The 19,431-nt window shown below is 62.9% G+C and carries 18 protein-coding genes and 2 pseudogenes; 4 read left to right on the forward strand and 16 right to left on the reverse strand.

Features of this window, described 5'->3' with window-relative positions:
• Nucleotides 1-67: 67 nt before the first annotated feature.
• A complete protein-coding gene (locus VGE08_RS02470) occupies nt 68-538 on the reverse strand; it encodes an SET domain-containing protein (protein ID WP_331066266.1) in 471 nt (156 codons plus the stop codon).
• A 306-nt stretch (nt 539-844) separates the two neighbouring features.
• Here VGE08_RS02470 and VGE08_RS02475 point away from each other — a divergent pair, with 306 nt between their 5' ends.
• Both VGE08_RS02475 and VGE08_RS02480 read left to right on the forward strand, forming a co-directional pair.
• Nucleotides 845-1,897, forward strand: a complete 1,053-nt coding sequence (locus VGE08_RS02475; RefSeq protein WP_331066267.1) for a glycosyltransferase family 4 protein — start codon at nt 845-847, stop codon at nt 1,895-1,897.
• 9 nt (nt 1,898-1,906) lie between these two features.
• A complete protein-coding gene (locus tag VGE08_RS02480) occupies nt 1,907-4,072 on the forward strand; it encodes an amylo-alpha-1,6-glucosidase (protein ID WP_331066268.1) in 2,166 nt (721 codons plus the stop codon).
• Nucleotides 4,073-4,092: 20 nt separating this feature from the next.
• On the opposite strand, the gene VGE08_RS02485 is transcribed toward VGE08_RS02480, so the two are convergent.
• Nucleotides 4,093-4,623 carry a hypothetical protein gene (locus VGE08_RS02485; RefSeq protein ID WP_331066269.1) on the reverse strand — a complete coding sequence of 177 codons (531 nt, stop codon included), beginning with the start codon at nt 4,621-4,623 and terminating at the stop codon, nt 4,093-4,095.
• Nucleotides 4,624-4,757: 134 nt separating this feature from the next.
• Between VGE08_RS02485 and VGE08_RS02490 the strand changes: the two genes are divergently transcribed.
• Complete coding sequence (locus VGE08_RS02490) at nt 4,758-7,139, forward strand: winged helix-turn-helix domain-containing protein (protein ID WP_331066270.1); 2,382 nt, start codon at nt 4,758-4,760, stop codon at nt 7,137-7,139.
• 27 nt (nt 7,140-7,166) lie between these two features.
• On the opposite strand, the gene VGE08_RS02495 is transcribed toward VGE08_RS02490, so the two are convergent.
• The 6 genes from VGE08_RS02495 to VGE08_RS02520 are packed head-to-tail and all read right to left on the reverse strand — an operon-like array spanning nt 7,167 to nt 14,560.
• The gene (locus VGE08_RS02495; protein WP_331066271.1) at nt 7,167-7,940 is read right to left on the reverse strand and encodes an SDR family oxidoreductase; all 774 of its coding nucleotides are present in this window, start codon (nt 7,938-7,940) and stop codon (nt 7,167-7,169) included.
• Between the two features lie 15 nt (nt 7,941-7,955).
• A complete protein-coding gene (locus tag VGE08_RS02500; RefSeq protein WP_331066272.1) occupies nt 7,956-10,229 on the reverse strand; it encodes a TonB-dependent receptor in 2,274 nt (757 codons plus the stop codon).
• Between the two features lie 33 nt (nt 10,230-10,262).
• A complete protein-coding gene (locus VGE08_RS02505; protein ID WP_331066273.1) occupies nt 10,263-11,669 on the reverse strand; it encodes a parallel beta-helix domain-containing protein in 1,407 nt (468 codons plus the stop codon).
• 1 nt (nt 11,670) lies between these two features.
• Nucleotides 11,671-12,663 carry a hypothetical protein gene (locus tag VGE08_RS02510; protein WP_331066274.1) on the reverse strand — a complete coding sequence of 331 codons (993 nt, stop codon included), beginning with the start codon at nt 12,661-12,663 and terminating at the stop codon, nt 11,671-11,673.
• A gap of 29 nt (nt 12,664-12,692) precedes the next feature.
• On the reverse strand, nt 12,693-13,877 hold the full coding sequence (locus tag VGE08_RS02515) for a cytochrome-c peroxidase (protein ID WP_331066275.1): 1,185 nt from the start codon (nt 13,875-13,877) through the stop codon (nt 12,693-12,695).
• Nucleotides 13,859-14,560 (reverse strand): c-type cytochrome, encoded by a 702-nt coding sequence (locus VGE08_RS02520; RefSeq protein ID WP_331066276.1) that lies wholly within the window; start codon nt 14,558-14,560, stop codon nt 13,859-13,861. The genes VGE08_RS02515 and VGE08_RS02520 overlap by 19 nt, the downstream gene beginning before the upstream one ends.
• A gap of 238 nt (nt 14,561-14,798) precedes the next feature.
• Here VGE08_RS02520 and VGE08_RS02525 point away from each other — a divergent pair, with 238 nt between their 5' ends.
• Nucleotides 14,799-15,449 carry a hypothetical protein gene (locus tag VGE08_RS02525; RefSeq protein ID WP_331066277.1) on the forward strand — a complete coding sequence of 217 codons (651 nt, stop codon included), beginning with the start codon at nt 14,799-14,801 and terminating at the stop codon, nt 15,447-15,449.
• Here VGE08_RS02525 and VGE08_RS02530 read toward each other — a convergent pair.
• From VGE08_RS02530 to VGE08_RS26470, 8 genes and pseudogenes are all read right to left on the reverse strand, one after another.
• On the reverse strand, nt 15,446-16,048 hold the full coding sequence (locus VGE08_RS02530) for a DUF6151 family protein (RefSeq protein ID WP_331066278.1): 603 nt from the start codon (nt 16,046-16,048) through the stop codon (nt 15,446-15,448). The two genes, VGE08_RS02525 and VGE08_RS02530, sit on opposite strands and share 4 nt — an antisense overlap.
• 48 nt (nt 16,049-16,096) lie before the next feature.
• A pseudogene (locus VGE08_RS02535) lies at nt 16,097-16,312 on the reverse strand (SDR family oxidoreductase); the annotation flags it as partial.
• Between the two features lie 23 nt (nt 16,313-16,335).
• The gene (locus VGE08_RS02540; RefSeq protein ID WP_331066280.1) at nt 16,336-16,854 is read right to left on the reverse strand and encodes a beta-lactamase hydrolase domain-containing protein; all 519 of its coding nucleotides are present in this window, start codon (nt 16,852-16,854) and stop codon (nt 16,336-16,338) included.
• Nucleotides 16,855-16,871: 17 nt separating this feature from the next.
• On the reverse strand, nt 16,872-17,327 hold the full coding sequence (locus tag VGE08_RS02545) for a universal stress protein (RefSeq protein ID WP_331066281.1): 456 nt from the start codon (nt 17,325-17,327) through the stop codon (nt 16,872-16,874).
• 18 nt (nt 17,328-17,345) lie between these two features.
• Complete coding sequence (locus VGE08_RS02550) at nt 17,346-17,819, reverse strand: OsmC family protein (RefSeq protein WP_331066282.1); 474 nt, start codon at nt 17,817-17,819, stop codon at nt 17,346-17,348.
• Nucleotides 17,820-17,922: 103 nt separating this feature from the next.
• Nucleotides 17,923-18,714 (reverse strand): VIT1/CCC1 transporter family protein, encoded by a 792-nt coding sequence (locus tag VGE08_RS02555; protein WP_331066283.1) that lies wholly within the window; start codon nt 18,712-18,714, stop codon nt 17,923-17,925.
• 151 nt (nt 18,715-18,865) lie between these two features.
• The gene (locus VGE08_RS02560) at nt 18,866-19,327 is read right to left on the reverse strand and encodes a hypothetical protein (RefSeq protein ID WP_331066284.1); all 462 of its coding nucleotides are present in this window, start codon (nt 19,325-19,327) and stop codon (nt 18,866-18,868) included.
• 6 nt (nt 19,328-19,333) lie between these two features.
• Nucleotides 19,334-19,414 (reverse strand): annotated as a pseudogene (locus tag VGE08_RS26470) (Fic family protein); the annotation flags it as partial.
• Between the last annotated feature and the right edge of the window lie 17 nt (nt 19,415-19,431).

The following is a 19,431-nucleotide window of genomic DNA, read 5'->3' on the forward strand; positions in this document are numbered from 1 at the left end:
GTCGTCTACTTCGAGGTGTAGGGCCGACAGGCAAAGGCGGCCCGCGGCCATCGGCGCTCTGTACGCACTAGCTGGCTGCCGGCAGCGGTTCCACGTCCAGCATCGTTCCCCGGCACGACCGCGTTCCGCACCGGCACCGGTAGACCTTCAGATCCTCGGGATCGTCGCTGCTCTCCCAGGTGAGGCGATAGTCGTAGACCAGTTCCTCGCCTACCTGGATGTCGCGCAGCGCCTCCACGAAGATCCGGCCGTCATCATCGACGGCTTCGCAGTTCGGCTCGCAGCTATGGTTGATGAAGCGGGAGACATTGCCGTCGACCCCGCAGTCGATCACGGTGTCTTCATCCACGTAGAACATGAACGTGTGACTGGGGTCGCTGTCCCTTTCCCGATAGCGACGGTCCGACTCTCCACTGGATATACGTTCACCGACGACCTCCACGATGGTCTCGCCGGCGCGAATGGGCGCGACGACATAAACCCCGGTGCCGTGAATGCTCGATCGTCGTGCTTCGATCTTGAGTGCCTTATCGCCCATCTGTTCTCGTCGGTAACCCGGGACGTGCCCGAACAAAGCGGCGAATGATATCGGGAAGCGCGGCCCGAGCAACAGGTCGGGCCACTCGGGCAGGTCCGTGCCCCCGATAAAATTTGCAGGAGGGTAGCTCTCGAAGCTGGCCCTTCTTGAATTTCTGCAACTCATCCTTAGTAGTCATCGCCAGCATTCCCGCCTCCAACCTGCATCGGCTCGCATGCCGGCCGCGGTATTCCGAGGGTGATGGCGGGCCCAGAATCTTCCAAGCTTTCGCATCGATAGCGCGCCAGCCCCAGAGGAGAAACGCCTATGAAGATTGCGCAAGTCGCCCCACTCATCGAAAGCGTTCCACCGCTGCTCTACGGCGGCACCGAACGTGTCGTGTCGTACCTGACAGAGGAACTGGTTCGTCAGGGCCATGACATCACCCTGTTTGCGAGTGGCGATTCGCAAACCGCGGCCAGGCTGGTCGCGTCGGTGCCGAAGGCCCTGCGGCTGGACCCGACCGTCAAGGACACGCTGCCCTACACCGTTCTGCAATTGGAGCACCTGCGCCAGCGCATCGACGAGTTCGATGTGGTGCATTTCCACAGTGACTACATTCATCTGCCGTTCGCACGGGGCCTGCTCGACAACCGGGCAGTGACCACCATGCATGGCCGGCTGGACCTGTCGGACTATCGGCTCTTGTTCAGCGAATTTAGCGACACGCCGCTGGTGTCCATCTCCAATGACCAACGCCGGCCGCTGCCGAACGCCAATTGGGTTGGCACGGTGTACCACGGCTTGCCCACGAACGTCTGCAAGTTCCAAGCGCATCCGCGCGGGAACTATCTCGCCTTTCTGGGGCGCATTTCTCCGGAAAAACGGCCCGATCGAGCGATCGAGATCGCGGCACGCGCCGGCATGACGTTGCGCATCGCCGCGAAAGTCGATGAAGTGGATCGCGAGTATTTCCGCACGCGCATCCAGCCACTTCTGACCCAGCCGCACGTCGAGTATATCGGTGAGATCTCCGAGGCCGAGAAGGCAGACTTCCTAGGCAACGCTCGCGCATTGCTGTTCCCCATCGACTGGCCCGAGCCGTTCGGCCTGGCCATGATCGAAGCGATGTCCTGCGGCACGCCGTGCATCGCGTGGCGCACAGGCTCCGTGCCCGAGGTGGTGGACGATGGCGTCAGCGGCTGGATCGTCGACTCCATTGCCGGCGGGGTCGAGGCCACACGGCGCTTGTCGCTGCTCGATCGGCATAAGGTGCGCGCCCGGTTCGAGCAACGCTTCTCGGTCGAACAGATGGCTCGAAGCTACGTGCAAATCTACTCGCAGCTCGCCAAAGGCGAGCTTGCGGGCCTGGCGGCATGAGGTGCCCTCATGTCCGATCAGAACGAAGATTCGAACCAGGCCTACTACATCTCCGCACAGGCATCGCTGGCAGAGCTTCGGCCTCGCACGCTCAAGCACGGCGATACGTTCGCGTTGTTCGACCGCTTCGGCGATCTGTCTTCGGGTCCCAGCAGCGCCGAGGGGCTGTACCACGAGGACATTCGATTTCTATCCTGGTTGCGCTTCACGATCGAAGGCCATACGCCGCTGCTGCTGAGCTCCACGGTTCAAAGCAACAACGCGATGCTGGATGCGGATCTCGTCAATCCCGATCTTCGGTGCGGCGAAGTCATCGATCTACCGAAAGACACCATCCACGTCTCGCGCATGAAGTTTCTGTGGAACGCCGCCTGCTATGAAGTGCTGGCGATCCGGAACTTCGACGAGAGGGCGCGCAAAGTACGCGTCGGCCTGGAGTTCGATGGTGATTTCAAGGATGTCTTCGAAGTGCGCGGATTCGAGCGTCACTCGCAGGGTCGCGTGCGGAAAACCGTGTGCGCACCGGACCATGTGCAACTCGTGTACTCCTCGCTGGACGGCGTCCCCAGATCGACGGAAATCTATTTCTCGCCGCAGCCGTTCGAGCTCACGACCCAGCGTGCGGTGTTCGCAGTCGATATCGCCCCCAAGCAGCGCCGCGCGATCTTCGTGACCGTCCACTGCCGTACTCACGAGCAAGCTATCGAACGTCACCCTTTCGTAGCGCTTCGACTGGCTCGTCGGGAACTGCGCGCCGTGACCCGGCGGGCATCGACGCTTGAAACATCGAGCAACTCTGCAAACGACATTCTGTGCCGCTCGATGGCCGACATCAGCATGCTGGTAACGGATACCGAACATGGCGCGTATCCATATGCCGGTGTGCCGTGGTTCTCGACCGCCTTCGGTCGTGATGGCTTGATTACGGCATTGCAGATGCTTTGGGTATATCCCTCGCTCGCCAAGGGAGTGCTGCAGTTTCTGGCAGCAACCCAGGCGCACTCGAACGAGCCGGCGCGCGACGCGGAGCCGGGCAAGATATTGCATGAGACGCGTCGCGGAGAGCTCGCGCGACTCGGCGAGGTGCCGTTCGAGCGGTACTACGGATCTGTCGATGCGACACCGCTCTTCGTCGTGCTGGCCGGACGCTATTGGCAGTACACCAGGGACCTGGCGACGCTGAGAACCATCTGGCCGAACGTGAAGCAGGCGCTGGCCTGGATCGACCGCTACGGCGATATCGACGGCGACGGCTTCGTCGAATATTCCCGTCGCACCGGCTCGGGGCTCGTCAATCAAGGATGGAAGGACTCCGGCGACGCCGTGTTTCACAGCGATGGCACCATTGCCGAGGCACCGATCGCGCTATGCGAGGTGCAGGGCTATGTTTACCTGGCTCGCATGCTGGCGGCGCAGTTGGCCGAGGCGATGGGAGAACACGCCCTGGCTACGTTACATCGTGATCGCGCCGCGCAGCTTCGGGAGCGATTCGATGAAGCGTTCTGGGATGATCAACTCGGCATGTATGCACTCGCGCTGGATCGTGAGAAGCGGCCGTGCTGCGTGCGCAGCTCGAATGCCGGTCAGGTGCTGCTCACAGGCATCGCATTCCCCGAGCGCGCGGCTCGCATGGCGCGCGTGCTGCTGGATCGCGAATTCTTCACTGGCTGGGGACTCAGAACCCTCAGCAATCGTGAGCGAAGGTTCAACCCGACCTCGTACCACAACGGCTCGGTCTGGCCACACGACAATGCCCTGATTGCGATGGGGCTGGCGAAGTACGGGCATTTTGCAGAGGCGGTGCACATTACCAACGCCATCCTGGATGCAGCGGCGCGCATGGACCTGCGACGGTTGCCGGAGCTGTTCTGCGGCATGCCGCGGCGGCGTGACAAAGGGCCGATCTTGTATCCGGTCGCATGCGCGCCCCAAGCCTGGGCAGCCGCAACCCCTTTCGGATTGCTGCAAGCCTGCCTCGGCCTGGAGATCGACGCGGGGGCGCGCGTCCTACGCTTGCGGCATCCAAGATTGCCAGCATCGATCGAATGGCTGCGCATACGCCGACTCGCGGTTGGCGATGCGCGCCTCGACGTGCTGCTGCGTCGACACGATGCCGATGTCGCCGTCAATGTGCTGAACAAGGAAGGCGGTGTCGAGGTGGCCGTGCAGCTTTGACCTGAAGACCTGCAACGGCCTCACCGCGATGACGACGCCAAAGCGGCGGCTGCCTGCGTCTCGCGGTAGTTACCCAGCAACGTTCGCGATGCCATCGCGACTGGCACGGACACGTGCTGCGGGTCCCACGCGTACATCTCACCGGAAGGCGTACCGTAGAAGGCCCGATAGCAACGGATGTGACGGTTGTTGTGGGCACCCCGAACATCCTCCTTGGACAGGTTTCGCGAGCCATGATGCGGATGGGTGTGCCACTCGCCGAGTACCTTCGCCGATGGCGGCATCGAGCGCAGGGCCTTGGCACTGTCTACCACGCACTTGACCCCGCGGCAGGGCCGGCTGCGGGCCACGGCGCTGCCGATGATCCCGTCCTGCACGTACACGAACCCGAAGTATTCGTGCTCGGCGGATCTCGGTCCGTAGATACTGAATTGTTCCCGGACATGCGCTTCGACCTCTTCGCGCAAACATTCGGACGCCCCGCTCTGCGGACCGGAACAGAGCGAGATCACAATCAGGCCGACGGCCAGGGACACACGTGCGATGTTCATGACGCACTTGTGCGGCCCGAGGCATCGGCGAGTCCTCAAAGGTCCTCGAGGATTTCCTGAGGATTGGCGAAAGGATTTCTAAGGGCGGCGTTGAGACATCCCTGAGAATGCGCAGGCCGCCGTATACTCGGCGCATGTCCGCTGATCGGCTCCCCAAGGAAGTGACCGGCGCCTCTTTCCGGGTAGGCGAGTGGCTGGTCGACCCCTCGCTGGATCAGATCTCGCGGGGTCGGGACATTGTCCGGATCGAGCCACGCACCATGAGGTTGCTGGTGCGGCTGGCCGAAACACCCGGGCAGGTGGTGAGCTCACGGGAATTGCTCGACACGGTGTGGGCCGGCGTGGTCGTCGGCCCCGCCTCCGTCTACCAGGCCATTTCGCAGTTGCGAAAGTTGCTCGGCGACACTGATCCCGAGCCGACGTTCATCGCCACCGTCCCGCGTAAGGGCTACCGACTCGTTGCGCCCGTTGAACGCATTGCAGGTGTAGCCGCCGAGCCTCAGCCCCTTCGCAGCCAACCCACCCCGGAACCCGGAGGCTCCGCCCATCTGCGCTGGGGCCTTGCCGCACTCCTTATTACTGTCGCCGTCGGCATGGTGGCTTGGTTCGTCGTGCGGGATTCGCAGCCGTCGCAAACGGCAGGGATTTCCGTCCTGGCCGCCCCGCTCGATAGCCGGGCGATTCTGGTAGCGCCCCTGGCGCCCGCGACGCAAGACTCCGATACCCAATCGCTCGCCCCGATCGTCACCGACCTGCTGCGCACGCGACTGGCGGCGTTGCAAGATCTGGTAGTCATCGCCAGCGGCTCGATCGACAGTGCCATCCAGTCCGAACAGAGTTTCAATGCGGCCGCTCGTAAAGTGCACGCGCGTTATCTACTACGCGGTGACGTGACGAGCGCACCGAATCGAGTACGGATGAGCGTCCAGCTGGTGGACGTCGAGTCCGGCTCACCGTTATGGTCGAGAACATTCGAGCGGCCCGCCGAGCAACTCGCCGCCATCAACGAAGCCATCGTCGAACAAACGGCGAAGTCGCTTCAGGTCGCGATGGAGCGGCCTGGCGGCGCGGCCTCCACAGACATTCCCAGCGACCTGTCGACCTACGAGTTGTACTTGCGCGGGCAGAAACTCATGTCGACGTTTCGATCCTCCGACGTCGACCAGGCCGCAGTCATCTTCTCTCGCGTCACGACGCTCGACCCCTCTTTCGCGCGCGGCTATTTCTCGTACGGCCAAGCTCTGTTGCTCGCCGCGGATCTAGGGGGCGGAAAGATCACGGAGGAGCTGACCCGGCAGGTGAGCCAGGCAATCGATCGCGCGATCGAGCTGAACCCCGCGCTGGGTCCCGCCTGGGCGCAGCGCGCACGACTGACGTCCGATCCTATCCAAGCCGAGCAGATGTATCGGCGCGCTCTGCAACTCGCTCCGAGTTACGACGAAAACTACATTCGCTACTCGGACTTTCTGTACAGCCATGGCCGTCGAGGCGAGGCTCTGGATCTCATCAGCCGCGCGCGGCGTATCGACCCACTCTCCGCGTCCTTGTGCTGGCGCCAGGCGCAACTGGTCCTGGCGACGCGCAGCGATGTCGACGCCATGAAGCAATTGCTGCACGAAGCGCTGCAGCTCCGACCTGACTTCCCGACGGCGCTGCGTGATCTGGCCAATGCCGAACATATGTGGCATGGGAATTTCGCCGAAGCCATCCGCTTGATGGAGCGCGCGAAGCGGGTCGACCCGAGCTCGCATTGGGCCGATGCAACTCTCGCCGAGTTGTATCTCGAAGTGGGCGACGTGACTGCCGCTTCAGCACTGATGCGCGATACCCAGCATCCAATGATGTTGGGTGCGAAATTCTCGTGGATCTCCATGCCGATCTATCAACGCGACATCGCGCGGGCAGCGGACATGGCTCGCAGCGTCATGCAGGAGTGGTTGCCGCCTGCTGCGGAACCGAGCCGCCTCAGCGATGGCATGCGGGTCCACGCAGTCCAGCAGGAGTTGGTCGGCTGGTACTGGCCTAGCGCCAACGCGCTTCGGGATGAAGCCATTCAGACGGGCGACATCCGCTCCGCCCTCGATCTCATCGAGCGCACGACGCAGCTGTTCTCCGGGTCTACTCTGATGCGCAACCGCGGCCTCGTACTCACGTATGCTCATTCATTGATGCTCGCCCGGGAGACGCGCCGCGGGCGCGAGCTTCTGACATCGCTGCTACAACAACTGGATGCCGAACAAGTCGGACGTCCGCCACATATGTTTGCCTGGGAACGCGCGGCCGCGTTCGCGATGCTCGGCGAGGATGACCGAGCACTGACCGAGCTGGCCGCCAGCCAGAAGAACGGTCGCTATGCCGGTTGGTGGTACACCGCCGAGCTCGATCCTATCTATTCGAGCGTTCGCAACGATGCTCGTTTCCAAGCGCTCGCCGCTCGAGCCCGCGCTCACCGCGATCGGCAACGAGCGCTGCTCGATAAGATGCGGGCCAGCGGCGAAGTTCCTACGCGAAGTTGACAGTCAGCCGCTGTCCAATCGCCTGTTCTAGCCCGCCGCTGCCTTGGTCGCGACCGCTTCCAGCGTCCCGAGACTCACGCCCGCGACTATTCCTCCATCCACGGCCAGCGCCTGGCCCGTGATGTAGCGGCTCTCGGCAGCCGCGAGAAAGTGATAGGCACCGACGACCTCATCGGTGGTGCCGACGCGGCCGAGCGGACACATCTGCATCGCAAGCGGCACCTCCGGATGATCCGGCGGCAGCATGGGCGTGAACACGCTGCCCGGGCACACTGCATTCACACGGATACCGCGCGGTGCCAGCTCCACTGCTGCCGAACGTGTCAGGCTGATGACCGCCGCCTTGGACGCGGAGTACTGGCTATAACCCGGAATGCCCATCAACGCTGCGACCGAGGCCGTATTGATGATCGAGCCGCCGTCCTTCAATACCAGGGGTCCATATTTGAGGCCGTAGAACACCGCGAACGTGTTGATGTCGAAAACGCGCTGCAGTTCTGTGGCGGTTGCATCGGCAATCATCGGGCCGGTGTTTTCCACACCGGCGTTGTTGACCAGCACGTCGAGCTCCTGGCCGAGCACGTCGCGTGCCTCATTCAAGGCGCGAGCTACTTGATCCTCCGAGGCGCAGTCGGCGCGGATAGCCGCAATCGCGCCGGACCTTCGGGCAATGTCACGGCCGTCACGGCGTCCGATGATCACCACGCGTGCGCCGGCGGCGGCGAATCTTGCAGCCACGGCCTCGCCAATGCCCGAGGTGCCGCCGGTGATGGCAGCCGTCATCCCGCTCAGAGAAAACATCGTTTCCCTCCCCGCTCAGCGGGTGTGATATGCGAACGTGATTCCGTAAGTGCGCGGCTCGCCCACCACCCACTGATTCCAACCGAATGAAGCGAGATCGTACGCCCCGACCAGATATTCCTTATCGGCGAGATTGCGCACCCATGCGGTCACGCTCGCGTGCTCGTTCGGCGAAGTCCACGAGACGTGCGCGTTCGCCAGCGAATAAGAGCCCTGGCTCAGGATCGGATCGTTGTTCACCGAGAAGTACTGCTTGCTCTGGTACTTGCCATCCACTTCGAACGCCCAGGCGCCCACCGCGCTCGGAATGGTATAGGTCACCATGGCGTTGACGTTGGTTTCCGGTGCGCTGGGCAGCCTGCGGCCGCTCAAATCCTCGCCGAGCGGCGTAGCGAATTCATCGAACTCGGAGCGGGTGTAGCCGGCGCCAAGCTGGATCACCAGCGCATCGAGCGGCCGCCACGTCGCCTCCATCTCCAGTCCATACAATGTCGATGCGGCAGCGTTGGACAGCTGCTGGATCGGCACGTCTGCGTCGCCCGATGCCAGCACGAACACCTGCTGGTCGGTGAAGTCGTAATAGAACGCGCTCAAGTTGAGGCGCAGCTGGCCGGCCAGCTCGGACTTTAGGCCGACCTCGTAGCTCAGCAGTGTCTCCGGATCGACCAGCGTGGCTTCGGCCTGATTCGAAAAGGCACCGCCGTTGTAGTTGCCGCTGTTGAAGCCGCGCGAGACCGTGGCATAGCCGAGCACGTCGTCCGTGAATGCGTATGACAGCGACACCCGGCCCGAAACATCGTCCCAGGACTCGTCCTCGTGGAAGTCGATCGTCTGGAACAGCGCCCGGTCCGTGATCTGCCGGCCCACGAAGAACAGGGAGTTGCTCACGTCGGTCGCATCGACGAGCCACGCGCCATAGTCGACGTCTTTGGTTTCGTGGGTGAAACGTATGCCGAGGCTCAGCTTCATCCGCTCGCTGACCACCAGGTCGAGATTGCCGAACAGCGCATAACTGTCGGTGTCCATCGACGAGACCTGTCCCAAGCCTTCGACTACGTCGGTCAGCCCGGACAAGGCGCCCGGTCCGAATCCCGGAATGGGAAAGCCGATGCTGGTGTCGTTGGTCTCGTGAAAGTAGTACGCGCCGGCGATCCAGCTCAGATCACCCTGCGGCGAGGTCAGACGGAATTCCTGACTGATCTGACGAGGTTTGCCGTAGTAGTTGCCGGTCATCACGTAGTTCGGGCTGGCGTCCGTATCCTCGTGCACGCGGGATTCGTTCTCCTCGTATGCAGTCACGGACGTCAACGTGAACGCCGGCAACTTCCAGTCGACGGTGACATTGCCGCCGATCGATTTCACATCCGCGAACTGATCGCGCACGTCCCATGCGCCTCGGTGAAAGTCGGAGTCGTCGGAATAGCCGAAGAAGTCCGAACAGCCACTGCCCGCGCGTGGTGTCGCACACGGCTCGAACGTCTCCGGGTCGATGAGGCCGACTTGTTTGTACGGCATCAGTTGACCGCTATCGCGGCTGCCGTGCACCAGCACGCGCAACGACACGTCGCTGCCCTTCCAAAGCCATTGTCCGCGCCAACCCAGCGAGTCGACTTCGCCATCGTCGGTACCGAGCAAGCGATTGCGTTGCAGCCCATCCCGTGACTGATACTTCACGCTGATTCGCGCAGCGCTGTTGCCGCCGGTTTCAAATCCAATCGCCGCTTCTGGATCGAGCTGGCCAAAGCGGCCAACCGTCAAGCTCGCGTCGGCCGTTGTGCCACCGCCGACGTCGGGCCGCGCCGTGATCATTCGCACCAGACCCCCGGTCGTGTTCTGCCCGAACAATGTGCCCTGCGGACCGCGCGCAATCTCGACCGAGTCGACGTCGAAGATCTGCGAGCCATGCACGGCCAGCGAAGACAGGTAGACGTCGTCCAGATAAATGCCGACTTTCGCGTTTGCGTTGGGATTGAACTGTGTGGAGCCGACGCCGCGGATGAAGAAGCCGGGCGAGATATTCGCAAACGAGCCTTGTTGCGACAGATTGGGCGTAAAGTTGACGAGGTCGCGCGTGTCTTTCACGCCGGCGTCCGCAAGCGCTTCCCCACTGATTGCAGTGATGGAGATGGGCACCGACTGAATGGATTCCTCACGCCGCGTGGCAGTGACGGTAATTTCCTCCAGAATCCCCGTTGCTGGCGGGGCGTCCTGCGCGGACGCAGTCTCCAATACAGCTGCGACGGCTACCGCAATGGTCAGCGCGCTGCGCGATTTCACGACCGAGCTCATAGTTCCCAGGCCTCCCCATTCATTGTGTGTGCGTCAGTGACTGAGTTCATTGAGGATGTAGCGCGCCACCGACATGCGTACTTCCTCGGGCAGATAGTCCTGTGATGGCATCTCTGGATAATCGGGGCGCTTGTGCGTCGGCTTCGCGATCCAGTCGGCGAGCTTGCGTGCGTCCTTGCCGTAGAGCGCCTTGATCACCACCATCGGCGGGCCGATCAGCTTCGAGTTGTAGGTGTGACAACCGGTGCAAACGGCGAGGTAGGTCAGTCTGCCCTTCTGGTCGGCCGTGTAGGGAGCGGCAACAACCGGCGTAGCGGTCTGCAGGGAAGCAATCGCTGCAGACGTGGCGCCGGGAGCGCAATCGGCAAAGTTGCGAGTTCCGAGCGTCTTGACGGCCTCGCGCTCTGCGATGCAATTGTCGCGGCCTTTGCCGGTCGCGAGCACATCCACTCCGCGCTCCACCCCCGCAACATCGAGCAGATCCTTGAGCGTGCCCTGCGGCTTGCGACCGTTGTCGACGAACACATTGCGCAGCACCTGGGTGCCATCCGGGAACGGATCCATGCGGTCGTCGGGCGTGGTCACCAGGAAATTCGTTTCCGAAACCATCACGCCGATGCCGTCGTTGTCGCGGATGAGGTTTCCTTCCACCGTCGTGTGATCCGTGCCGAGCACCAGGATGCCGAGTCCCGGAGGCGCGCCTGCGGTGATCGCGCCGGGCGGTGCCGTGTTCTTCATGTTGTTGCGCGCGACCACGTTGTTTCGAACGATCAGGCGCTCCGACGCCTTGACCGGCAAGCCCGGCAGCATCGTGGTCGCGATGCCCATGGTGTTGTCGTGGACGTAGTTGTTCTCGATCAGGATGTCGTGCGAGTTCTCGCTTTCGATGCCGATGACGCTCGCGTACACCTCGTTGTGAACCACATCTACGTTCTGCGACATGCCGACGTAGATGGCGGCATCGTCGGAGCCGAAGGCGATGTTGTGCGCAACCAGTCCGTTCTTGCCGAACTGCGGAAAGATGGCATAGAACGTCGGGCCCTCGACCACGTTGTAGGCGATGCGGTAGTTGTTCGCGCCCTGGGTCATGATGCCGTTGCCTTTGAAGCGCTTCACCCAGAGGCGTTCGACGCTGACGCCGTGGCCCGCGACGAGCACGCCGTCGTTGAGCTTGCTTTCGCCGTCCAGCACCGGCCATGCACCCTCGCGCACGAGGCCGCGCAGCTGGATGCCGTCCTTGTCGATGAACACCGTTTCTTTGTAGAGACCCGGCTCCACCTCGATGTGATCGCCGGGGGCGGCCCGCTTGACGGCGGCTTGAATGGATTCACCGGCTTTCACGGTCAAGGTGGCGGCATTGGCCGCCACGGTGACCAGCATCAGCAGCGCACAGCTCGCGACGAACTTGGGGCCGACGAACATTGGCTCGCTCCGGCGCATATCAATACTCCTTGCCAGTGATGGGATCGACGCCGCCGTGCATGTTCGCGGCCGTGGGCTTTCGGGCAAGCAACTGCGGATGCTCCTTCAGCAATGCGTCGCGCTTAGCGGTCAACTGCTGCGCGAGGGACTCATCCGCCAGGCGCGTCGCGAGGTCGCGTGCGTTCTTCAGCTCATCCGCCGTGGTCTGCAGGTCCGCCGGATCTGGCTCGACGGTGAGAATCTCCGCCAGGCGGCTCTTCGCCATGTTCGGGTTGCGGTCCTGCGCATGAACGTAGGCGGAGTACCTCAACAAGGAGATGTTCTTGGGCGTCTGCGCATACGCCTGATCCAGCAGCTTCAACGCCTTCACACCATCGCCGCCGGCGAACTCGGGCAGATCGAAGTACACGCGCGCCAGTATCCACAATGCGTTCCCGCCCAGCGCGGCAGGATCTTTCGCTGTCGCCGTTTCGAGCAACTCTTTAGCGGCGCGCGTCTCGACCATTACTGTTTTTGTGTCGGCCACTTTGACTGGCCAGGTCAACTTGTACAGCGCGCGCGCCGACAGCACATCCGGATCGCCGGCGGCAGCCGCTGCCAGACGCTCGTCGATTGCCTTGGCATGCTCGATCGCGTGCTGCAGGCGGGCCGACCACTCCGGCACACGGGTGCCGTACAGATCGAAGTCCCACAGCAAATTTACGTGCGAGATATAGGCGATGTTGGCGAGCAGCGCCTGGACTTGCAGCGTCATGTCTGCAGGCGCTCCCTCGGCGGCGGCGGATAACAGATCGGCTGCGCAACCCAAGCTGTTCTTGTCCCACGTGGCGGTGGACAACTCGGTCACCCGCGCCTCGAACTGCTCCGGTGCCGGTTGCTCACATTCATACACCGCGTCCGCGGCCGAGTCCTCGACACGGGACTGCCCCAGAGCGTGCAACGATATAGAGCCAAGGAGCAGCAAGAGCGCGGCACGAACACGCGGCCCTGCAAGCCTGCGGTCAGGTCCCATGGTTTTGTTTCCTTTGGTCGGTGAAATCATCAGTGGAGCCTGGGAACGACCGGCAGTCCCGAGGGCACCGCGGCCGGAACCTGCGGCGCCATCGACGTATCGGTCAGCGCATTGAGAAACTCGAGCACGTCCGCCACATCCGCTGCCGACAACTCGGACTCCTTCATGTGGATGTGCCAATGCAGCTCCACGCCCGCACCCGCCGGCAGGGCGTGACCGCGAGGCGAGTTGTAGAAGTCCAGGACCTCGCTCAACGTCGCAAACTGTCCGGCCTGGAAATAAGGTGCCGTGAGCGTCACATTGCGCAGCGTCGGTACTTTGAACGCACCTTTCAGCGCTGCATTCATCGGCGCCAGCGCGCCCGCACCTTGATCGTAGGGTTGCCCTGGTACGGGCGGCGCACCGACCACGGCGAGATCGTCACTGCTGAACAACGGCGGAATGTGACATTGAGCGCAGCGGCCAACGAAGCCCCGAAAGACATTCCAGCCGCGCAATTCCGCTTCGCTCAGGGCGCGCTCATCGCCATGCGCGTATCGGTCGAAGCGGCTGTTGAGAGAAATCAGTGACGATTGAAATGCCGCCAACGCAGTCGTGACCTCGTCCACTGTGATCTGTTGGTTCGAGCTGCGATCGAATGCCTGCGCGAACAGCTGTCGATACGTGGCGTTGGCTGAAAGCGTGCGGCGTACGTGCTCGGGCGTGCTCGCCATCTCGTCGGCGGCAAACAGCGGCCCGGCGGCCTGCTCCTGCAGCGATGCGGCCCGCCCATCCCAGAACAACCGGCCGAGAAAGCCGACGTTCCAAAGCGTCGGCGAATTGCGCGGCAGTTCCACACCGCCATCGCGTGCCGGCCCGATGCCGCTCGCCGGCCCGCCCATGGCCGTTCTTCGTCCGTCGGCATAACCGAGATCCGGATGATGGCAGTGCGCACAGGACACGCGCCCATCGCCCGAGAGCGCAGGATCGAAGAACAGCAGCCGGCCGAGATCAATCTGCTGCGGCGTGAAGCTGCCTTTCATCTCCGGCAGCGGTACCCGCAACCCGCCCTGCCCCGGCGCGGCCACATACAACTGATACAAGCTGGCCAGATGACAACGGCCGTCTTCGCCCCGATCGAAGCTCGGTGGACAATGCTCGGCGAGCACGAATGAATCCGCGCTCACGGCGCTCGCCCGAAGCAACACGAGTGCTGTCAATGCGAGGAGCCGCATGTGCCTTCCGCTCCATCGACACACTTCTCCGAGGCAGCGACTGCCGGTATCTGTAATGAGACAGCGTACGCAATGACATCTCGTACGGTGCGCTCGCTTTTCAGACTCTGAGCGATGCCGCGCATCGCCGCGCCACGATCATCACCGGCTGCCGCACCACGTTTCCCCGAAACAAACGCAGAGAATTGCCGCACCAGATACCAATCCGACATGCCCGCGAGTCGAGGTCCTCCCAAGGCCACGTTTCCTTCGCCATGCGCCCCATGACATGCGGCGCAAGTTGCGTACGTCGACTGTCCCGCCCGCGGATCGGCCTTGAGCGTCGGAGACACCGCAGTTTCTGGCATTGCGCCGATGTAGGCGGCCAACCGTCCGATCGTCGTGTCGTCCAACGTGGATGAGATTGCAATCATCTGCGCACCGAGCTCGTCACCGCCGCCGCGCCGCCCGTCACGAAAGTTCGACAGCTGCTGTCCGATGTACTGTGGATCGAGACCGGCGATGCGAGGCGCGCCCAGTTCAGCATTGCCTTGGCCGCTCACGCCGTGACAACCCTGACAGATGTCGAATTCGACGGGACGGCGCGGCGCAGCCGCCTCCGCCCCCGACGCGCCGGCCAGCGCAACTGCAAACAGAAAGCCGGTTGCCAGTCCCGGCACCCATCCTGCGTTGAAGGTCGTCACCAAGCCCCCCGCGCGGCAGAACCGCCGCTTTCGCGAAAGACTACGCGTGGACAGGAACCTTTTGCAAGAGCAAACTCGCCAAATAGCGAGTTTGATACTCGCCATATGGCGAGTTTGACATCTTGTACATCGGTGGCCATCGGCGGCCTGATTGCAATGCGGAACCCGCCGCCGGCTTGCTAGAATCGCCCCCCAATGCATGACCCAGTGAATACATGACCAGTGAACGCATGACCCAATGAACATCCAAGTCAAGAGCACGGAAGCCCGGGCCACGCAGCGACGCGGTGACGCCCGGCGCGAGCAACTGCTGCAGGCGGCGATGACGCTGCTGGAGACGCGGGATTTTCCCGACGTCACTTTCGTCGCAGTATGCGAGAAGGCCGGCATACCGCACGGCTCGGCCAGATATTTCTATCCCGATATGCTGGCCCTGCTGCGCGGGCTGCTCGGCGAGCTGGGCAAGCGTCATGACGAGGAGATCGAGCGGCCACTTCGCGGCAAGGCGACGCAGTCATTGCAGGCGCTGCTCGGAACCCTGATCGCCCGGTCAGCCCGCTTTCAGAATAACAACCCGGTGTGCGCGAAGCTGACCATCGGCGGTCACATGCCGCCGGAGATCAAGCGGCTGGACCGCGACGCGGATTGGAAGCGCGCACGATTCGTGCTGAGGAAGCTCGACGAGTATTTCCTATTGCCGCCGCACCGGGACAACGAACGTGTTGCCTACTATGCGATCGAGGTCGTGGATACGGCGTTCATGCTCTCGTTCCGGGAGTGCGGAGAAGTTACCCCTTGGTGGGTTCGGCAGGCGAAGCGTTGTTCGTTGGCTGCGTTCGAAGCGCATTTTGGCGACTTGAAGCCGCGCCCCGCCCGCCGCAGCGACTAGAATCCGAGCTGCTGTCGAATCGCGTTCCTCTCCTGCAGCGACAGCACGATGGGCGACACGATCGGAGTCTGGCCGTCCTCGGCGAAAAACGGCGATGGCCTGGCTTTGCCCGTCACCAGGCCCTTCAAGATGAACGGAAACGCCGCCATGAACCCCTTGAAATCGACCTTGTCAGCGGTGCCGCTCGGCGCTGTGCCCCTTGCATATCGACCCATGACGCGAGCCCGAACGGCGCCGAAGGTCCGCTCGAGATAGCCTGAATCCTCGACGGTGAACACCCGATGCACCAACCCGACCCAGGGAAAGCCGGGCTTCACGTTCGCCAGCGGCGTGTTGCAACAACCGGCGTACCAGCGATACAGCCCATTGGGAGACAGCCTCAGACATTTCAGGACTTCGCGGCCTGCGACGATCTCGAGGTCCGCCGGGTACACCGGGATGACTTCCGTACCGCCGGCCGAATCCAACAGATCCGCCCGCTGCAATTGCTGAGCGAAGACCTGGCAGTCGTCACAATAACAGGCTAGTCGTCCCGGCGTATTGCGCGGAAAGTTCCCCAGCTGCGCACGGAACGCGCCGCACTCGCACTGAATCTCCATGGCGATTTCTCTTGATTCTTCGCATGGAGTCTAACGCCGCGCCGCGCTCTAATCGATAGTCCATCCGCCATCGACCACCAGGCTCGCTCCGGTGACCAGGGCCGACGCGTCGCAGGCGAGATAGAGGCAGGCGCCCATCAGATCCTCGACGCTACCGAGGCGGCCCAACTTGATCTTGCCGAGCACGCTGGCCTTGAATGCCTGGTCTTGTAAATAGGGCCGGGTCAGCGGCGTCTCGATGAAGGTAGGCGCGATCACATTGGACGATGGCCGCTCAGGGTGGCCGCTCAGGGCTTCGCTTTACCACTCTCCTGCAACAGGCTACGAACCGAGTCTTCCAGCGAGGCGAGCCCCCATCGCTTGCCCTCTGCGATCGCCTCCTCCAGCGAACGGCCCCGAAGCAAGGCTTCGCGTACCGCGATCAGAGCGCCCACACGATTGCCGCTGCCACAGTGAACCAGAGTGAGCTCATCGCCCGCCGCCGCGAGCGCCGCGTCGAGCTTTCGAGCATTGTCCAACGTAAGCGACGCCGGTCCGTCGATCGGAATGTGGTGATAGTGGATTCCCAAGCCGCCGGCGACGAGCGCCTCGTCGAAGCCCGGGCTCTCCTCGGCAGTTCGCAAGTTGACCAGGTGCTTGACACCGGCCGCATGCAACCGCCCGAGATCAGCAGCGCCGATCGCGCCGCTGACGATGCGGTGCTCCTGCGGATGCTGCATGTTCGGCAGGTCGAGGCGCACCCCGGCTTCATTCACAAATGCCACTGTGGTCACCATCATCAATAGAACCAGAACGCGCGGAATCATGCAGCGTCCTGATCAGACTATTTGCTATCCGCCTGCTCTCTAACCATCAACACGGGCACGGGCGATTGGCGCAGCACCAGCTCGGCGTCGCTGCCCATGACCACACGCTTCAGCCCACGACGCCCGTGCGTGCCGATCACGATCAGGTCCACCTTCGAGCTCTTGGCGACCGCAACGATCTCGTCCGAGGCGAGCGCGCCAATCTTCACGACCAGCTTCTGCTCGAATGCAACGCCGGCCTCGCGGGCCGCCGCGGCGGCCTTGCCGAGAATCTCCTCGCCTTGCTTCTGGAATGACTCCGCCAGCGCCTGAAAGTAGGCGGTCGAGGCGGCTTCGGACTCCAGCAGCAACGCGTTGACCACGTGCAGCAGGATCACTTTGCCACCCGTGGCCTTGGCAAGACGCAATCCCTCCGCAAGCCCGCGCTCGGACGCACTGCTGCCGTCGACTGCGATGAGAATGTTCTTGTACATGGTGACGTTCCAGATCCTTCAGGATGATTGAGCCAACTGGAGCTCGGACTCGGCGTCCGTGCTCTTGATGATCTCCATCTGCAGCTCGCGCTCGCCGCGGAGCGAGTTCGCGATGAGGCAGCCCGCTTCCGCCTTGGTCAAAGCGCGTTCGCAACTCACCGTCGATGTGCCGGCCGGCACGGTAAGGGCGGCGCGCGTCACGATGCGGGTAAATCGAGTTACGCCATCGACTCGATCGAGCGTCGCATCCACTTTGGCTTCGAGCCGCGTCCAATTCAGATGGGAGGCACGCGCAATCGCTCGAAACGTCAGGATGAAGCAACTGGCCGCGGCTGCAGCCAGCAGCGATTCGGGTGACCACTGGCCCCCCGGTCCGCCGAACTGTGGCGGCGGTGCACTCTGCAATTGCGGCAGACCGGCCGAATCGACATCGACGTGGCCGTCGGCACTGCCAACCGCTTCGACAGAATAGAGATGAGGAAAGGGTTCCATGCCTTGATCCGGCCAGTGAGTTTCGTGTACGGTACCGGCACGGCCGCTCCAGACATATCGGGAACGCCGCTTAGCGTCTCTCGGGAAGACGCGCAGCGGCGCGTCACGGCGCCGCGAGCCAACCCATCAGCTGTGCGGAGCCGCTGTCATACATCTGCCGCAGCACGTAGCCCGCACCGTAGGCGAGTGCAGCGGCAATACAGCCGACGACCAACGTTTCCAGTCCGGATCGGATCATTGAACGCTGTAGGATCCGGCCCTTCAGCAGGCCCACGCCGCCAAACGCCGCCGCGGTCACCACGAGGCTGATGCCGAAGGTTCGCGTGGTGGCCTCGGCAGCCGCCAGGAATGGCAGCAGCGGCAGCAGCCCCACCAGGATGAACGCAGCGAACGTGGCCAGGCCTGCCCGCAGCGGATTGGGAGTGGCGAGCGAAAGCCCGTGCTCCTCGGTGAGCATCGTGTCCACCCACAGATCCTTGCTGGCGGTGATGACGGACACGATCTGTTCGAGCAGATCGCCGGAGAAGCCCTTGCCCTGGAAGATCTGCCGCACCTCCTCACGCTCACCCCACGGCACGTGATGGATGTGGTCCTCCTCCTCCCGCCGCGCCCGTTCGACCCCCTCGATCTCGCTCTTGGCCGCCAGATAGTTGCTGGCCGCCATGCTGAACCCGTCGGCCAGCAGGTTGGCGAAACCCATCACGATGACTACGGTCCCTGACAAGCCACCGCCTACCGCGGCCGCGGCAACGGCAAATGTGGTCACCGCTCCGTCAATCGCGCCAAGCACGGCGTCCGACAGATAGCCACGCCCCGCTTGCTGGCCGATCCGTTGTTGTATGGCGTGTACCGTGTGATCCTGGTGCAGTATCGAATGCTTGGAGGAATTGCCCATTCTTCGTCTCCGGCCACAGTGTGCGCGGGACGAAGGATACGCTCACGCGCGCAAGACAGCGGCAATAGCTATTGCGTTGGATCAAGAAACTTTTCGACTAGCCTTCCTGTAAGCGCGGTCGCGTCGAGCCTCGGAGGCTCGGCGAGTCGTACTACGGGAGCGGATCGTTCCACTGGATTTCGTAGCGCGCAGCTCGGCCGGCTCCGCACGGGACGAGGACGCCAATGCTGACGAGCTCGGCCAGATCGCGCTGAGCGGTGGCCGCGCTTGCGCCGGTGAGATTCTGGTACTTCGCGTTTGTCATGCCGCCCTCGAACCCGTCGCGCCCCGCGTCGAGCATTCGATTTACAGCCTTGCGCTGGCGGTCGTTCAACGGCTGACCTCCGTGGCTCATCCAGAACCGGGCCTCGTCAATGACTTTGCCGATCGTCGCCTCGCTCGCCTTCGCCGCCGATTCCACCTGGCGCGCAAAGAAGTCGAGCCACGCAGTGATCTCCAAGGACCCACGCGAGGCTTGCTCCAGTGCCGCGTAATAGTCATCTCGGACAAGGTTGAGCTGGGCCGATACGCTGTATACGCGCATCGGGCGACCATCATCCTGGGCAAGAGCCATGTCGAGGACCGCCCTGCCGACTCGACCGTTACCATCCTCATAGGGATGGAGTACCTCGAACCAAAGGTGCGCAACACCCGCTCGCACGAGGCCATCATGAGAGA

Source organism: Steroidobacter sp. (assembly GCF_036406195.1).
In the GTDB taxonomy this organism is placed as follows: domain Bacteria; phylum Pseudomonadota; class Gammaproteobacteria; order Steroidobacterales; family Steroidobacteraceae; genus Steroidobacter.

What these genes read in the sequence shown, in the direction of transcription:
- VGE08_RS02470 (WP_331066266.1), bottom strand. Translation starts at nt 538, where the DNA reads ATGGGCGATAAGGCACTCAAGATCGAAGCACGACGATCGAGCATTCAC.
- VGE08_RS02475 (WP_331066267.1), top strand. Translation starts at nt 845, where the DNA reads ATGAAGATTGCGCAAGTCGCCCCACTCATCGAAAGCGTTCCACCGCTG.
- VGE08_RS02480 (WP_331066268.1), top strand. Translation starts at nt 1,907, where the DNA reads ATGTCCGATCAGAACGAAGATTCGAACCAGGCCTACTACATCTCCGCA.
- VGE08_RS02485 (WP_331066269.1), bottom strand. Translation starts at nt 4,623, where the DNA reads ATGAACATCGCACGTGTGTCCCTGGCCGTCGGCCTGATTGTGATCTCG.
- VGE08_RS02490 (WP_331066270.1), top strand. Translation starts at nt 4,758, where the DNA reads ATGTCCGCTGATCGGCTCCCCAAGGAAGTGACCGGCGCCTCTTTCCGG.
- VGE08_RS02495 (WP_331066271.1), bottom strand. Translation starts at nt 7,940, where the DNA reads ATGTTTTCTCTGAGCGGGATGACGGCTGCCATCACCGGCGGCACCTCG.
- VGE08_RS02500 (WP_331066272.1), bottom strand. Translation starts at nt 10,229, where the DNA reads ATGAGCTCGGTCGTGAAATCGCGCAGCGCGCTGACCATTGCGGTAGCC.
- VGE08_RS02505 (WP_331066273.1), bottom strand. Translation starts at nt 11,669, where the DNA reads ATGCGCCGGAGCGAGCCAATGTTCGTCGGCCCCAAGTTCGTCGCGAGC.
- VGE08_RS02510 (WP_331066274.1), bottom strand. Translation starts at nt 12,663, where the DNA reads ATGGGACCTGACCGCAGGCTTGCAGGGCCGCGTGTTCGTGCCGCGCTC.
- VGE08_RS02515 (WP_331066275.1), bottom strand. Translation starts at nt 13,877, where the DNA reads ATGCGGCTCCTCGCATTGACAGCACTCGTGTTGCTTCGGGCGAGCGCC.
- VGE08_RS02525 (WP_331066277.1), top strand. Translation starts at nt 14,799, where the DNA reads ATGAACATCCAAGTCAAGAGCACGGAAGCCCGGGCCACGCAGCGACGC.
- VGE08_RS02530 (WP_331066278.1), bottom strand. Translation starts at nt 16,048, where the DNA reads ATGGAGATTCAGTGCGAGTGCGGCGCGTTCCGTGCGCAGCTGGGGAAC.
- VGE08_RS02540 (WP_331066280.1), bottom strand. Translation starts at nt 16,854, where the DNA reads ATGATTCCGCGCGTTCTGGTTCTATTGATGATGGTGACCACAGTGGCA.
- VGE08_RS02545 (WP_331066281.1), bottom strand. Translation starts at nt 17,327, where the DNA reads ATGTACAAGAACATTCTCATCGCAGTCGACGGCAGCAGTGCGTCCGAG.
- VGE08_RS02550 (WP_331066282.1), bottom strand. Translation starts at nt 17,819, where the DNA reads ATGGAACCCTTTCCTCATCTCTATTCTGTCGAAGCGGTTGGCAGTGCC.
- VGE08_RS02555 (WP_331066283.1), bottom strand. Translation starts at nt 18,714, where the DNA reads ATGGGCAATTCCTCCAAGCATTCGATACTGCACCAGGATCACACGGTA.
- VGE08_RS02560 (WP_331066284.1), bottom strand. Translation starts at nt 19,327, where the DNA reads ATGGCTCTTGCCCAGGATGATGGTCGCCCGATGCGCGTATACAGCGTA.